Origin of the sequence: Phenylobacterium montanum (genome assembly GCF_018135625.1) — a bacterium.
In the GTDB taxonomy this organism is placed as follows: Bacteria; Pseudomonadota; Alphaproteobacteria; order Caulobacterales; family Caulobacteraceae; genus Poindextera; species Poindextera montana.
The window spans coordinates 2,409,576-2,422,529 of record NZ_CP073078.1; the positions used below are offsets into that span (position 1 = coordinate 2,409,576).

15 protein-coding genes and 1 pseudogene are annotated in these 12,954 nt (G+C 65.1%); 5 read left to right on the forward strand and 11 right to left on the reverse strand.

Annotated elements, in window-relative coordinates; genetic code table 11:
• Positions 1–58: 58 nt before the first annotated feature.
• On the reverse strand, positions 59–931 hold the full coding sequence (locus KCG34_RS10815; RefSeq protein ID WP_211940361.1) for an alpha/beta fold hydrolase: 873 nt from the start codon (positions 929–931) through the stop codon (positions 59–61).
• A gap of 215 nt (positions 932–1,146) precedes the next feature.
• On the opposite strand from KCG34_RS10815, the gene KCG34_RS26155 reads away from it, so the two are divergent.
• Positions 1,147–1,782 carry a Ros/MucR family transcriptional regulator gene (locus KCG34_RS26155; protein ID WP_211940362.1) on the forward strand — a complete coding sequence of 212 codons (636 nt, stop codon included), beginning with the start codon at positions 1,147–1,149 and terminating at the stop codon, positions 1,780–1,782.
• Positions 1,783–1,852: 70 nt separating this feature from the next.
• Here KCG34_RS26155 and KCG34_RS10825 read toward each other — a convergent pair whose 3' ends face one another.
• The 3 genes from KCG34_RS10825 to KCG34_RS10835 all read right to left on the reverse strand — a co-directional run bounded on the left by KCG34_RS10825 (position 1,853) and on the right by KCG34_RS10835 (position 3,215).
• Positions 1,853–2,308 (reverse strand): response regulator, encoded by a 456-nt coding sequence (locus KCG34_RS10825; protein ID WP_249138302.1) that lies wholly within the window; start codon positions 2,306–2,308, stop codon positions 1,853–1,855.
• 170 nt (positions 2,309–2,478) lie between these two features.
• Positions 2,479–2,916 (reverse strand): DUF3617 domain-containing protein, encoded by a 438-nt coding sequence (locus tag KCG34_RS10830; protein WP_211940364.1) that lies wholly within the window; start codon positions 2,914–2,916, stop codon positions 2,479–2,481.
• A gap of 152 nt (positions 2,917–3,068) precedes the next feature.
• Positions 3,069–3,215 (reverse strand): hypothetical protein, encoded by a 147-nt coding sequence (locus KCG34_RS10835; RefSeq protein WP_211940365.1) that lies wholly within the window; start codon positions 3,213–3,215, stop codon positions 3,069–3,071.
• Positions 3,216–3,307: 92 nt separating this feature from the next.
• Between KCG34_RS10835 and KCG34_RS10840 the strand changes: the two genes are divergently transcribed.
• Positions 3,308–4,063 (forward strand): SOS response-associated peptidase family protein, encoded by a 756-nt coding sequence (locus KCG34_RS10840; protein ID WP_211940366.1) that lies wholly within the window; start codon positions 3,308–3,310, stop codon positions 4,061–4,063.
• Here KCG34_RS10840 and KCG34_RS10845 read toward each other — a convergent pair whose 3' ends face one another.
• The 3 genes from KCG34_RS10845 to KCG34_RS10855 all read right to left on the reverse strand — a co-directional run bounded on the left by KCG34_RS10845 (position 4,064) and on the right by KCG34_RS10855 (position 6,030).
• Positions 4,064–4,399: a hypothetical protein gene (locus KCG34_RS10845; RefSeq protein ID WP_211940367.1), complete on the reverse strand. Its 336-nt coding sequence runs from the start codon at positions 4,397–4,399 to the stop codon at positions 4,064–4,066. It lies immediately after the preceding gene.
• A 27-nt stretch (positions 4,400–4,426) separates the two neighbouring features.
• Positions 4,427–4,978, reverse strand: coding sequence for a hypothetical protein (locus KCG34_RS10850; RefSeq protein WP_211940368.1), 552 nt, complete (start codon positions 4,976–4,978; stop codon positions 4,427–4,429).
• 143 nt (positions 4,979–5,121) lie between these two features.
• Positions 5,122–6,030, reverse strand: a complete 909-nt coding sequence (locus KCG34_RS10855; protein WP_446686565.1) for a 3'-5' exonuclease — start codon at positions 6,028–6,030, stop codon at positions 5,122–5,124.
• Between the two features lie 129 nt (positions 6,031–6,159).
• On the opposite strand from KCG34_RS10855, the gene KCG34_RS10860 reads away from it, so the two are divergent.
• Positions 6,160–7,029, forward strand: a complete 870-nt coding sequence (locus KCG34_RS10860) for a S1/P1 nuclease (protein WP_211940369.1) — start codon at positions 6,160–6,162, stop codon at positions 7,027–7,029.
• 372 nt (positions 7,030–7,401) lie between these two features.
• Positions 7,402–8,103 carry a response regulator transcription factor CtrA gene (ctrA, locus tag KCG34_RS10865; RefSeq protein ID WP_211940370.1) on the forward strand — a complete coding sequence of 234 codons (702 nt, stop codon included), beginning with the start codon at positions 7,402–7,404 and terminating at the stop codon, positions 8,101–8,103.
• Positions 8,104–8,710: 607 nt separating this feature from the next.
• On the opposite strand, the gene KCG34_RS10870 is transcribed toward ctrA, so the two are convergent.
• Positions 8,711–10,339 carry an ABC-F family ATP-binding cassette domain-containing protein gene (locus tag KCG34_RS10870; RefSeq protein WP_211940371.1) on the reverse strand — a complete coding sequence of 543 codons (1,629 nt, stop codon included), beginning with the start codon at positions 10,337–10,339 and terminating at the stop codon, positions 8,711–8,713.
• A gap of 135 nt (positions 10,340–10,474) precedes the next feature.
• Between KCG34_RS10870 and KCG34_RS10875 the strand changes: the two genes are divergently transcribed.
• Positions 10,475–10,711, forward strand: coding sequence for a hypothetical protein (locus KCG34_RS10875; RefSeq protein ID WP_211940372.1), 237 nt, complete (start codon positions 10,475–10,477; stop codon positions 10,709–10,711).
• A 212-nt stretch (positions 10,712–10,923) separates the two neighbouring features.
• On the opposite strand, the gene KCG34_RS10880 is transcribed toward KCG34_RS10875, so the two are convergent.
• From KCG34_RS10880 to KCG34_RS26160, 3 genes and pseudogenes are all read right to left on the reverse strand, one after another.
• Entirely contained in the window at positions 10,924–12,273 is a 1,350-nt protein-coding gene (locus tag KCG34_RS10880) for an amidohydrolase family protein (protein WP_211940373.1), read from the reverse strand.
• A gap of 48 nt (positions 12,274–12,321) precedes the next feature.
• Positions 12,322–12,831 (reverse strand): TetR/AcrR family transcriptional regulator, encoded by a 510-nt coding sequence (locus KCG34_RS10885; protein ID WP_249138303.1) that lies wholly within the window; start codon positions 12,829–12,831, stop codon positions 12,322–12,324.
• 15 nt (positions 12,832–12,846) lie between these two features.
• Positions 12,847–12,948: pseudogene (locus tag KCG34_RS26160) on the reverse strand (TetR family transcriptional regulator); the annotation flags it as partial.
• Positions 12,949–12,954 lie beyond the last annotated feature (6 nt).

A 12,954-nucleotide genomic window follows, 5' to 3' on the forward strand; every position in this document is an offset into this window, starting at 1 on the left:
GCCTAACCTAGCTTGGCGCGGACAAACGACCCGGCCGCCACTGGGCGTTCTGGCAGGCCTAGCCGGCGAGAAATGCGTCCGCCGCGCGCATGAAATCGTCGAGCCTATCGTGGTGGACCCAATGACCTGCCCCTTCGAAATTCACCAGGCGGGCGTTCTGGAAATGCTGGATGCGGCCGTCCAGGACCGGATCCGAGGCCCAGGACTCCGACCCGCGCACCAGCAGCACGGGCGCTGTGATGCACCTCCACAGGCGATGCTGATCTTCGTGCGACAGCCCGCCAACGTCCCCGCCCCAACGCACATGATTGTCGAACTTCCAGGAATAGGTCCCGTCCTCGTTCTGGTGCGCCCCATAGACCGTCAGATGGCGCGCCTGCTCGTCGCTGAGGTGGGGGTTTTCCTCCGCCATGCGGGCGACGGCGTCTTCGAGCGTGGCGTATTTGCGCGGCGTTCGGCCGGACGTCTCCCGCCGGTCCTTCACCCAGGTGCGCAGGCGCTGGTCGACGGTGACCTCGGCCATCTTTTCGATCATCTGCGGCGACGGGCCCAGCCCCTCGATGGCGATCACCTTGCTGATCTTGTCGGGGAAGGCGCCGCAATAGTTCAGCGCCACGCCGGCTCCGAGGGAATGAGCGATGATGGTCACCGGCGCCAATTGCTTCTGATGAACCAACTGGGCGAGGTCATAGAAGTAGGCCGGCTGGTCGTATCCGCCGCCGACGGCCCAGGCGCTGTCACCGTGGCCCCTGAGGTCCGGGGCAATGACATGATAGCGACCCCGCAGCCGGTCCGCGACCCAGTCCCAGTTGCGGCAATGGTCGCGTCCGCCATGCAGCAGCAGCAGGGGCGGCGCGCCCTCGTTGCCCCAGTCGACATAGTGCAGTCGCAGGCGCTGGGAAAAATAGAAGTGGGACGTTGGACCTTCCATCGCAGCCTCCAGAAAGCTGGTGGGTCCTACATCATCCGTCGCCCGCGCTCCATTCTGGTCGAGCGCCGCTCAAGCTGGGCCAGCGGCGATCGGCCTTTAGGCGGAACTCCGGGGGAGCAGCTACGGCCCCCTCTCGGTCGATGGCGACACCCGCAACCTGGCCGCCCCACTCGACTCAGCTATGATCCGCGCTCCCCAACCTTGAGGCTCTGACGATGGCCGACGAACCTGCCGAACTGATCGAACTCACCGCCTCGATTGTCGCGGCCTACGTCGGCAATCATCGGGTTCATCCGGCCGAGCTTTCCAGCATCGTGAAAAGCACCTTCGCCGCCCTGGCCCGCGCTGACAAACCGGCTGAGCCCGAAACCGTCGCCCTGACGCCTGCGGTGTCGATCCGCAAAAGCATCGCCGGTGAGCGGATCATCTGCCTCGATTGCGGAAAGTCGTTCGCCTCTATCAAACGCCACCTAAACTCGGCGCACGGGCTGACGCCGCAGACCTACAAGGCGCGTTGGGGCCTCGCGAAGGACTACCCGATGGTCGCGCCGACCTATAGCGAGGCACGCTCTAAGTTGGCGAAGGATATGGGGCTTGGCCAAGGCGGCCGCGGCGCCCCCCCTGCGCCTGTCCTTGCTCCCAAAGCGCCTGAACCTCCAACAAAAGCCGCCGCTCCCGCTGAAAAGATCGAAGCTGTTGCTGCCGCCAAAGCCCCGGCGACAAAGCGGCAACCTGGCGAGCCGGTCAAACCAGCTCGCAAGACGCTCAAAATGAAATTCGAAGACGTTGTGACCAAGGAAGGCGTGAGTGGGGGCAATCCGATCAAGCCGAAGGACGAGACCTTCACCTGATTCAGACCGCGCGCGCCTTTCGCCTTCGGCCTGCGTATAAAGCCGTACGGGGCTGTAACGGTGAAGCGCCCTAAACAGCCTGCTGGAAATCGGTGGCTCGCGGCCTGGCCGAGCCGGCTGCATAGGATCGGCCAGGACTAGGCTGCCAAAGCCCATCCGGCGCCCGGCGACAGGCGCCGATGACCCGGACCAGCTTGGCCAAATCGATGGGCTTGGTGAGATGGCCGTCGGCGCCGGCCTGGCCCGACCGCTCGAAGTCTTCCGGAGCGCCATGCGAGGTCGCGCAATGGATCGCGTACGGCCGACGGAACCCGTCGCGCTCAAATTCGCGGATCCGGCGCGTGGCGGCCAGTCCATCCATGCTGGGCATACCGACGACCATCAGGAAGAGGTCGAACTCGCTCGCCATGACGGCGCGCGTGGTTTCGAGTCCATCGCAGACCACCTTCGCCTCATGGCCAAGGGACCGGAGGATCAGTGCGAACGTACTGGAAAGCCACCTCGAGGCCTGCCGCGCCGCCGGCATGAGCGACCACATCTCCAAGCCTATCGAGCCTGCGGATTTGCTGGAAAAGACCCTCCGCTGGTCTTCCGATCGCGGCAGCGGCTCGGAAGGCTAAAGTCTCGGTCGACGGCGTCTTGGGCCTGTGCGGCGCGAAGGGCTTTGGCCGATGCCGGTTCGGGCGGCTTCGGCGCCTAGGGCTTGGCCATCGGGCAGTCGGCGCTGACGCGATGGGCGTCGATGCTCGCCGCCCCATCGATGGGAAGACTCGCAAAGATGGTGTGCAGCTTGGCCTTCAGATGGAAGCTTTCCGGCGTGTAGGTCCCAGAGATGCCAACGCTCATGCGAAGGCCGTTCTTGTCGACGCACTGGCCGGCCAGATTGACCGAGCCGCCGCCGACCGCACGGTGATCGTAGGTGCAGCTGTAGTGGCGGTTGGTGGGGCCGGTCAGATAGGCTTCGACCTGGGCCGGGGTGATGCATTTGCGGTCAGTGCTGTCCTGGCTGATCAGCAGTTCGGAGTGGTTCCGGCTTTCCCAATAGCCCGGCAGAATCGTGTTCTCCGCCAGGGCTGGCGCGGCCAGGCCGAGGACGGGCGCCAACATCAGGGCGAGCAATCGAAAACGGATCACGAGCAACTCCGGATCAGCGCAACAACCGACCTTGAGCTCCGAGCACGTTCACAATGGGGCGCGGAAGTGTCTGATCCTGGGCTTAAGCCTGGCGGGGATCCGGTCCCCGCGCTTCGCGGCCCAGCCGCGGGCGGTCCGCCCGTGGGGGCGCCCTACTCCTCGCCGTTGAAATCCGCCCCCTTCTGGATGGTCAGCGCAATCTGTTCTGCAGGCGTCGGTTGGCGGGCCGCCATGACAACAACCGCGCCGGCCGCGGCCGCAGCCATGGCCAAGGCGCAGGCGAAGCCGACCTGCGCCATCCGCAATCTTTGAAGCCGAGTCGTGGGTTGCAAAGCGCGCGTTCGCCCAACAAGCTTGATCGACCCTGAGATCCTGCGTCGGAGACCGGCCGGTGTGCAATCTTTATGCGATCATGCGAGCCAGGGCCGAGGCGGCGCGCCTGGCCCGGGCCATGACGGACCGCAACAATAACCAGCCGCCGATGCCCGGCGTCTATCCCGACTATCTGGCGCCCGTAATTCTCAAGACCGCAGACGGATCGCGCGAGATGCGCAATCTGCGTTGGGGCATGCCGAGCTCAAAGCAGGCGCTGTACAAGGCCGCCAGCGACCGTGCGGACAAGCTGCGAGCCAAGGGCAAGGAGGTCGATTTCACCGAGCTCTTGAAGATGGAGCCCGACAAGGGAACCACGAACGTCCGCAACACCAGCAACGCCCAGGGAAAGACCAATGCGCATTGGCGGCCCTGGCTTGGCCCCGCCAATCGCTGCCTGGTTCCCTTCACCTCCTTCGCCGAGCCCGACCAGGACCATGAGCGAACCCGCAAGAACATCTGGTTCGCCCTGGATGACAGTCGACCGTTGGCGTTCTTCGCCGGCATCTGGACGCCGCATGCGTGCGTGCGGATGATCAGCAAAGGTTGGGAGGAGATCGAGGCCTTCGGCTTTTTGACCACGGACTCGGCCGAACCGGTGAAGACCTATCACGCCAAGGCCATGCCGGTGATCCTCACCGAGGAGGCCGAGCGGGACCTTTGGATGAGCGGCGCGCCCTGGGATGAGGTGAAACACCTGCAGCGCCCGCTGCCGGACGGGGCCTTGAAGATCGTGGCGGTCGGATCCCGGCAGGACGACGCCGTTCCGGCCTGATCAAGCCTGAGGGGCTGGCGGCGGCCAGGTCCAGTCGCCGTCATAGGCGTGCGGAAACACTGCGACCTCGCGGGATCCGCACCCATCCTCTCCGGTGCAGGCGAGCCTTGGCGCGAGTGCGGCGATCTTGAGATCCAGGCGCTCGGCGAAAATCGCCTGCAGTCTTGGCGGCGTCCATTCGACGACCCGCGGGCAGGCCTTGCAGCAGATCGCCAGCGACCAGCCGTTCTGCAGGAAGGTGCGCACGGTGTCCGCGCCGACCTGTCGGGCATGGAAGCCCGCGATCATCTTCGCCGGGGGGCGTTTGAGCGTCGAGGGCGGATCTGTCTTGGCCATGAGCGACTGCCTGACGAGGGTCTTTCTTTATCGGCCGCGCCGGGCTTTGCCGACGCGAACGGTCGCCCGGCATTCTGGGTTGGGGCACTTGCGCCGGAGACCAGCCTGAACCTGGTCCAGGGTCGCGCCGAGGCCGAAGGTGGTGATGGTTTCGGCCGGCGAGAGCACCCGCTTCCAGGCGCAGGGCCGGCATTCCGCGCCGATGCGGCCTGGACCAATGATGATCTCGGCGACGGTTATGGTCGCCGTCCCTGTGGGCATTGGGTCCTTCCCTGGCGGCCACTCCGCCGCCAGAACCTCAAAGATTCCGCGGCGCGGGACCTTGGCCTGGAAATCGACCACGCCCTGGCATCCCAGGCGGCGACACTGGGGATGCTTGTTCCAGAGGCTGGTGCGTGGTCCGAGCGTCCAGCCCACCAGGTCCAGATCGACCAGCATGGTCAGGCCGCAGGTCCGACAGCGCGAGATGACCTCCCATCCCGCCTGCTGCATGTCCCAGACGGTCTCCACCGTGCGCCGCCATTCGGCGAGGGGAATGCGGTCAAGGTTCTTGGCGCCCATGGCAGGGATGTTCTGCATAAGTTCCACGGCCGGGCAAGCCCATCGTGGGGATGATCGGGCAATTGATTGAGGCCAACGCCCGTACGCGGTCCGCTTGATCCGAGCCCGAGGTGATCGACCCGCATGGAGCAATGGCGGAGATAAGCGCCTACGGCGACAGATCAGATCCGGTCGGAGAAGCGATCGTGCGCCTCGATGCGGCGCACCGGCAGATGGATCTCGCCGCGGTAGATCTCGGCCTGGAGAAAGTTCAGCTCAGCCTCACGGTCGGCGTCGGCGACATCAATGTACCAAGCCTTCGGCGAAGCCGTCCCCTCCCCGTTCCAACGGTAGCCGCGCGCCTTGAGGATCTCCTTCAGGTCAAAAGGCGAGTTCACCGCCCAGATCCGCCAGGTTGGGCGGCGCGCATGCTCGAGCAGCTTGGCGAAAGCCAACTGGCCGCTCCGCGGCAAGGGGCGCGACAGCAGTTCTATGGCGGCGAGGCAATCCTGTTCAGCGCGATGCTTGTCGTAGAAGAAGCCGGCGCCTGTGGCGAGGTAGGGTAGCTTTACGCCTTCGAAGCCCTCGCTCGCCCAGTCGACCTCGGTCATGGAACAGGCCCAGGGCTTGGTGTTGAAGGTCTCGCAGAAGCGCTCCAGGAAGCGGCGGTCGAAGGCGGCGTTGTGCGCCACCACGATCGCCGCGGGCGCCGCACAGCGGGTGACTTCGGCCGGATCTATGGCCTGGCCGGCCACCATTTCGTTGGTGATGCCCGTGATCGCCGTGACCTCGGGCGGGATCGGCTTTGAGGGCTCCCGCAGCGCGCGAAAGACCTCGCCGACCGCGAAGATCCGGCCGTCCAGCCCATAGGTGAACGGGACCATGGCCAGTTCGATGATCTCATCGCTCTGGGGATCGAGGCCGGTGGTTTCGACATCCACGAACAGGCCCTGCCGGGTCCTCGAGCCATCCGGCTCGATCAGGGTCCGCCGTGGCTGCAGCTTTCGGAGCACCCGGTAGCGGCCGCTCTTCTCCAGCCTGGCCGCCAGGCGCTCAAGCTCGGCGGAGTCAATGTCATCATCCAGTTCCAAAGGCGCACTCCAGCCTCGTCACCATCTCGCCGCGGATAAACCACGCGGCGGGACTTTCTCACAGACTACGGATGAGGTTCGGCGCGTCACGGTCGCGCGGTCTTCAAATTTGGGGCCTAGGGTCATGGGATGAGAGTTGTCAGCGCCCTATTCGCCGCCTGCTCCCTGATCGCCACGGCCGGCCGCGCCGCTGCATGGGGAGAGCTTGGCCACAGGGTCACCGGATTGATCGCCTATCGCCATCTCACACCGGCAGCGCGCGCCAGGGTCGATGCGATCATGGCCGCCGACACCGATCCGCTGACTCCGCGGGATTTCGCCGGCCGGACCAACTGGGCAGACAAATATCGCAGCGCCCACCGCGAGACCGCGGCCTGGCACTTCGCCGACATCGAGATCGACCACCCCGACCTGAAAGCGGCCTGCTACGGCTTTGCACCGCTGGCCCCAGGACAACTGGCGAGCCAAGGCCCGGCGCAGGCTTGCGTCGTCGCCAAGATCGAGCAGTTCACCGCGGAATTGCGCAGTCCATCGACTTCTCCGAACGAGCGGTTGCTCGCCTTGAAATTCCTCATCCATTTCGTCGGCGACCTTCACCAGCCGCTGCATGCGGCCGACCATATGGACAAGGGCGGCAACTGCATCGGCCTGGACCCGGCCCCAGACGGCCACGCCGCCAATCTGCACGCCTATTGGGACACCGGGGCGGTCGGGTCGCTGGGCGGCTCGGCGGAGGCGATCGCCGCCGAACTTGATGATCGGACGAGCCCGGAGCGGGTCGGGACATGGTCGGCTGGCGATCCGCGCGCCTGGGCGATGGAAACGTTCAAGATCGCGCAGCGCGATGCTTACGCGCTGCCGACCAGGCCAACCTGCAGCGACCATGGCGCTAAGGCCCTCACTGAGACCTATCAGGCCATGGCCAAGCGGGATGTCGCCCTGCAGCTGGAAAAGGCTGGCGTGCGCATGGCGGCCCTGCTGAACCGGGCGCTGCACTGAGGCCTCGCGAACAAAAAAGGCCGCGCTTTGCAGCGCGGCCAGTTCATAGGGAGGAAACGCCCAGGAAGGGCAGGCGCGTCAGGGACGCGCCACGTCCATAGACTTATGTTGCGCCGCACAATCGTTCAAGGGCTCGATAGCGATTTCCTTTAAGGTATTGGCCTAGCGGCTCTGCCGCATCGCACACTCGCTGGGGTTCGGCCGCACCATCGCTCTGGTCGCCGAACCCCTTCAACCGCGTAATTCGGTCGCGGCGAGATTCATAATTAATCAAGCCTGAACCGGCCCTAATGAACCAGGGGTCGCCGAAGCGGTCTCGATTGACCTGGGCGACGGCAGCTCCAGGGACGCCGGAAGTGCGAGGAAGACCAGATGCGCGTTCTGATGATCGAAGACGATAGCGCGACCGCCCAGAGCATCGAGCTGATGCTCAAGGCGGAGGGCTTCAACGTCTATGCGACAGACCTCGGTGAAGAAGGCGTCGACCTCGGCAAGATCTATGACTACGACCTGATCCTCCTGGACCTGAACCTGCCCGACATGAGCGGTATGGAGGTGCTGCGCACCCTGCGCGTGGCCAAGATCCACACCCCGATCATGATCCTGTCCGGTTCGACCGAGATCGACACCAAGGTGCGCATCTTTTCAGGCGGCGCCGACGACTATCTGACCAAGCCGTTCCACAAGGATGAACTGGTGGCCCGGATCCACGCCGTCGTGCGTCGCTCAAAGGGCCATGCCCAGTCCGTGATCAAAACGGGCTCCATCATCGTCAATCTCGACGCCAAGACCGTCGAGGTGAGCGGCAGCCGCGTGCATCTGACCGGCAAGGAATACCAAGTGATGGAGCTCCTGGCCCTGCGCAAGGGCACGACCATGACCAAGGAGATGATCCTCAATCACCTCTATGGCGGCATGGACGAGCCGGAAATGAAGATTATCGACGTCTTCATCTGCAAGCTGCGCAAGAAGCTCGCCGACGCCAGCGGGGGCGCGCATCACATCGAAACCGTCTGGGGTCGCGGCTACACGCTGCGCGATCCCGATGAGGCGGCGACCAGCTCAGCGGCGTAGGGGCGCCCCGCCGCCGAATTCGGGCCCGGGTGGCGACCGCTCGCTCGCGGTAGAGTCTAATCCTTTCGAGAGGCGGCGCGCCCGCGTTCGCGGACATTTGAATTGGCCGCCTCGAAGCTGTGCTATCGTGGCGACCATGCACACCTTCGAATTCCGCGTTGACCAGCCGGACCGAGAGCCCCTGTTGAAGTCACGCGCCCTGGAAGACGAGGCCCAAGCACTAGCCTATGCGCGCCAACTCCTGAGAGATTGGCCAGACTGCGCCAGGATCGATGTGATGCAGAATGGCGAACTGGTGAACAGGCTCCGGCCGGCGAGGCCCTGAAGAGGGGTCGCCTCCAGTCGCGGAGGGTCCTCAGCATGGGGTCCGGTTCGTCCCGAATGGGTGTGGTGAGCCGATCATCAGGCTCGTGGACGGACCGGTGCGATAAGCGGACGCCTGGCTGGTCTTCGGAAAAGCTGCGCCGACACCGCTGAGATCGCCGCCCAGCCGAAATCTTCAACGAAATCCGCCAAGACCGGAGGTTCGATCCGCACCGGGACCTTGCCGTTCCAAGGGACGGCGCCGACGACTTTCTGCTCTCGTCGAGCCGTCCCTTCACGCCGCCTAGCCCGCCGGGTGCAGCCCCGGCGCTTCCTGGCCCGTGCGGGTGACATATTCGGTATAGCCGCCGCCGTACTGATGGACGCCCTCGGGGGTCAGTTCCAGCACGCGGTTGGACAGGGCCGCCAGGAAGTGGCGGTCGTGCGAGACGAAGAGCATGGTCCCCTCAAAGTCCGCCAGGGTCCCGACAAGCATCTCCTTGGTCGCCATGTCGAGGTGGTTGGTCGGTTCGTCGAGCACCAAAAGGTTCGGCGGATCGAACAGCATCTTGGCCATGACCAGGCGCGCCTTCTCGCCGCCTGACAAGACGCGGCAGGGCTTTTCCACATCGTCGCCGGAGAAGCCGAAGCACCCCGCCAGGGTGCGCAGCGCGCCCTGGCCCGCCTGCGGGAACCAGCCGTCCAGAGACTCGAAGATCGTCTCTTCGCCGTCCAGCAGATCCATGGAGTGCTGGGCGAAATAGCCCATCTTGACGCTGGCGCCGATGCTGACGGCGCCCTGGTCGGGCGCAGCCGCGCCGGCTGCGAGTTTCAACAGGGTCGATTTGCCCGCGCCGTTGGCGCCCAGGACGCACCATCGCTCCTTGCGGCGCACCAGGAAGTCGAGGCCTTGGTAGATCGGCTGGGCGCCATAGCCCTTATGGACATTGCGCATGCTGATCACATCATCGCCTGACCGCGGCGGGCTCTTGAACTCGAACTGGACCGACTGGCGACGGCGCGGCGCCTCGACGCGTTCGATCTTGTCGAGCTTCTTCACCCGGCTCTGGACCTGGGCGGCGTGCGAGGCGCGCGCCTTGAACCGCTCGATGAATTTGATTTCCTTGGCCAGCATGGCCTGCTGGCGCTCGTATTGCGCCTGGCGTTGCTGTTCGCTGAGCGCGCGCTGCTGTTCATAGAAGTCGAGATCGCCCGAATAGGTGATCAGCGAGCCGCCATCGATCTCCACCACCTTGCCGATGATGCGGTTCATGAAGGCGCGGTCGTGCGAGGTCATCAGCAGAGCGCCGTCATAGGTCTTGAGGAAGGCCTCAAGCCAGATCAGGCTTTCCAGGTCGAGGTGGTTGCTGGGTTCGTCCAGCAGCATGCCGTCGGGCCGCATCAACAGGATGCGGGCCAGGGCCACGCGCATCTTCCAGCCGCCGGACAGCAGACCGACATCGCCATCCATGCGTTCCTGGCTGAAGCTCAGGCCGGCCAGCACCTCGCGCGCTCGCGCTTCCAGCGCATAGCCGTCCAGTTCCTCGAAACGCCCCTGCACCTCGCCGTAACGCTCGAGGATAGCGTCCAATTCGTCGGCGCGGTCCGGATCGACCATGGCGGCTTCGAGCTCGGCCATTTCGACAGCCAGCGCGCTGACGGGACCAACGCCGTCCATCACCGCGGCGACCGCGCTCTGGCCCGACATTTCGCCGACGTCCTGGCTGAAATAGCCGATCGTCATGCCGGGATCGATCGCGACCAGTCCGTCATCGGACTGCTCCTGACCGGTGATCATGCGGAACAAGGTGGTCTTGCCAGCGCCGTTCGGGCCGACAAGCCCGACCTTTTCGCCCTTTTGAACGCCCATCGAGGCGTCGATGAACAGGATCTGGTGGCCGTTCTGCTTGGAGATGTTGTCGAGGCGGATCATGGGGCGGTCTGCTAGCTCGGAGGCGCGGAGAAAGCTAGCGTCAGCCCATGGGCGACTAGCCGGAGAGGTCAAAGACCCTGTTGTGGCCCTGCCATGGCCATGGGAGGGTGCCGTAATTGCTGGGAGGACTAACCAATGCGCTCAACGATCGCCGCCGTAATCTCTGTCGCCCTCTTGATGGGCGCGCCTGGCCTCAGCCTCGCCGCCGGCCCTTACAAACTGGACGATAAGGGCAAGTGTCACGACGCCAGCGGAAAGTTTGCGAAGGCGGAGAACTGCAAGGTCGCCCATATCTACAAGCTGGACGCCAAAGGAAAATGTCGCGACGAGGCCGGCAAATTCGCCAAAGCCGCCCTGTGCAAGGCCGGCTGAGCGGTCCCGGTCGGAGACCTCCAGGTTACGAAACGCCGACCGGTTTGAGCATCATGACGGCGTGAACGTTCGCGCTGGCATGCCGAGCGGGATGTCTGCATCGGAGGAACTGGCGCTGCCTTAGACGGTCCGCCGGCATGGCGGCTAGTGGCGAGCGGCCGGCTGGGCCCGGCCAAAGGCGAGTTGGCGCGCGCGAATTTGCGGCCCCTTGGCTAACCGCCGCCCCAAATGATCCGTCCCTCGCGAATTGTGGTGCGCACCCGGCTAAAGGCCGTCGCATCCTTGGCCGGATCCCCGTCCAACACGACGAGGTCCGCGTCCATTCCTGGGGCGAGCCGACCTTTCCGGTCGGCGAACCCGAACCGCTCGGCGGGCGCGGTCGTCAGCGACTTCAGGATCATCCGCCAGTCCAGCGCGCGAGAGAGCAGTTGGAACTCCTCGGTCGTATCGTACGCGTCGATATAGCCGACATCGGTGCCGAAGAGGATCTGACCGCCGGCGGCGGCGTAGTCCCTGACCTCCGACACGATCCGGTCGAAGGTCGCCGCGAAGGCTTCCGGCGGTACGCCGCCCTCCTTTTTCATCTCGACGTCGAACAGCATGAGCGTTGGGATCAGGGCCATGTTGTGGGCGCGCATTCGAGCGATCATCTCGGGCGGCCAGGGCCCTTGGTCTATGCCGCCCTCCATGGCCGTCGTGTGGGCCAGCACGTCGACGCCAGAGTCGATCGCGACGTTGATCCCGGCGAAGTTCGAGGGGTGGGCGAAGGCGGGCTTGCCGCGCCTGTGCGCCACGGCGACCACGGCCTTGGCGATGTCGGTCCGCATGGGCAGGACGCCGATCTTGCCGCCCACGATGGCGCCGGCGAAGATTTTCACGCCGTCGGTCCCCCGGTCGAGCTGGCTCCTGGCGCGCGCCGCCGCTGCTTCGGGGCTGGAGACCTCCTCGTCCTGCCAGCCATGGGCCTTGAGGTATGCGCGGACGTAGATCGGCGTACCCCCTTCCGGGAAGAACGGGTCGCCGACAGTCAATATCTTCGGTCCCGCGATTTCTCCGGACTCGATACGGCGGCGGAGGGCCAGGGTATTGGCCGTGGCCGAGGCGATGTCGAACACCGTGGTGAAACCCCAGCGGTTCAGCATCTGGTCAAGGCCGCCTTGAAGCCTCGCTGCCGGGGCCTTGTCGGCGCCCAGAAGTTCGGTGGGCATGATGTGAACATGGCTGTTCCAGAAACCCGCCGCGACGACCTCGCCCGTGGCGTCGATCACCCGCGCCGAGCCTGGGACCCGCACCTCATCGGCCGGGCCGACGGCTGCGATCTTGCCGCCTCGAATGAGGATGGTTCCGTCGGAGATTGGCGCCGCATCCGGCGAGGGATAGATCCGGGCGTGCTCGAGCGCGGTTTCGACAGCCTGAGCACAAGCCGGCGAAGCATTTAGGCTGATCGCAAAGATTAGGCACGACAGGACGCGCCCCAAATGCAGTTGGCGATGCTGAACCAGGCGGGGCCGCCAGGAAATTGCCGACCAGAGATCTGGAACCGGGCCCAGGACGTTGTTCATGGAACCTTCCCGTACTTCCCAAGTGATGGGTTCGATCGATGAGGGGCGTCATTTGCGATGCTGGGCGGCGCCGTGGGCGCCACGCCCGCCCGGCGCGCCGTACGGGTCGATCTTGAACAATGCGAGGCCTCGCTCGCAGGCCGCCGTGAAGCTATGGCGAAAATAGGCTTCATCGCCAAAGCGTCCGGCTCGCTGCATGGTGACATAACCTTGCGCCAGGGCGGCGAGCGTCAGCGCCGCATCGAGCGGCTCGACTGGGGCGAACCGGCCTGTGTCTATGGCCTGCTTGATCCGCGCCACGATCATGCTGATCGCCGGTGATCGGCCATTCAAGAAGTCTTCGGGGTATTTGCGCGCGCCACGCGCCGGGAGGAGAAAGGCGGCGTCGAACCGGTGCGGATCCGCAAGGGCGAAGTCCAGATAGGCCGAAAACAGCCGCCGCAGCCATTCGAGCGGATCCTCGGCCTCGATCGCGCCGACCCGGGCTTCCCAGGCGGCGAAGCCGTCCAGCATGAGGGCGTCCAGAAGCGCGTCCTTGTCCGCGAAATGGCGGTACATCGCCATAGGCGACAGGCCCGCATGCCGCGCCACCGCCCTCACAGAGAGACCGCCAAGGCCCTCTCGCTCGAAAATCTCCCTGGCGGCTGCGAAAAGTCGGTCTCGAGTCATTTGCATACACCG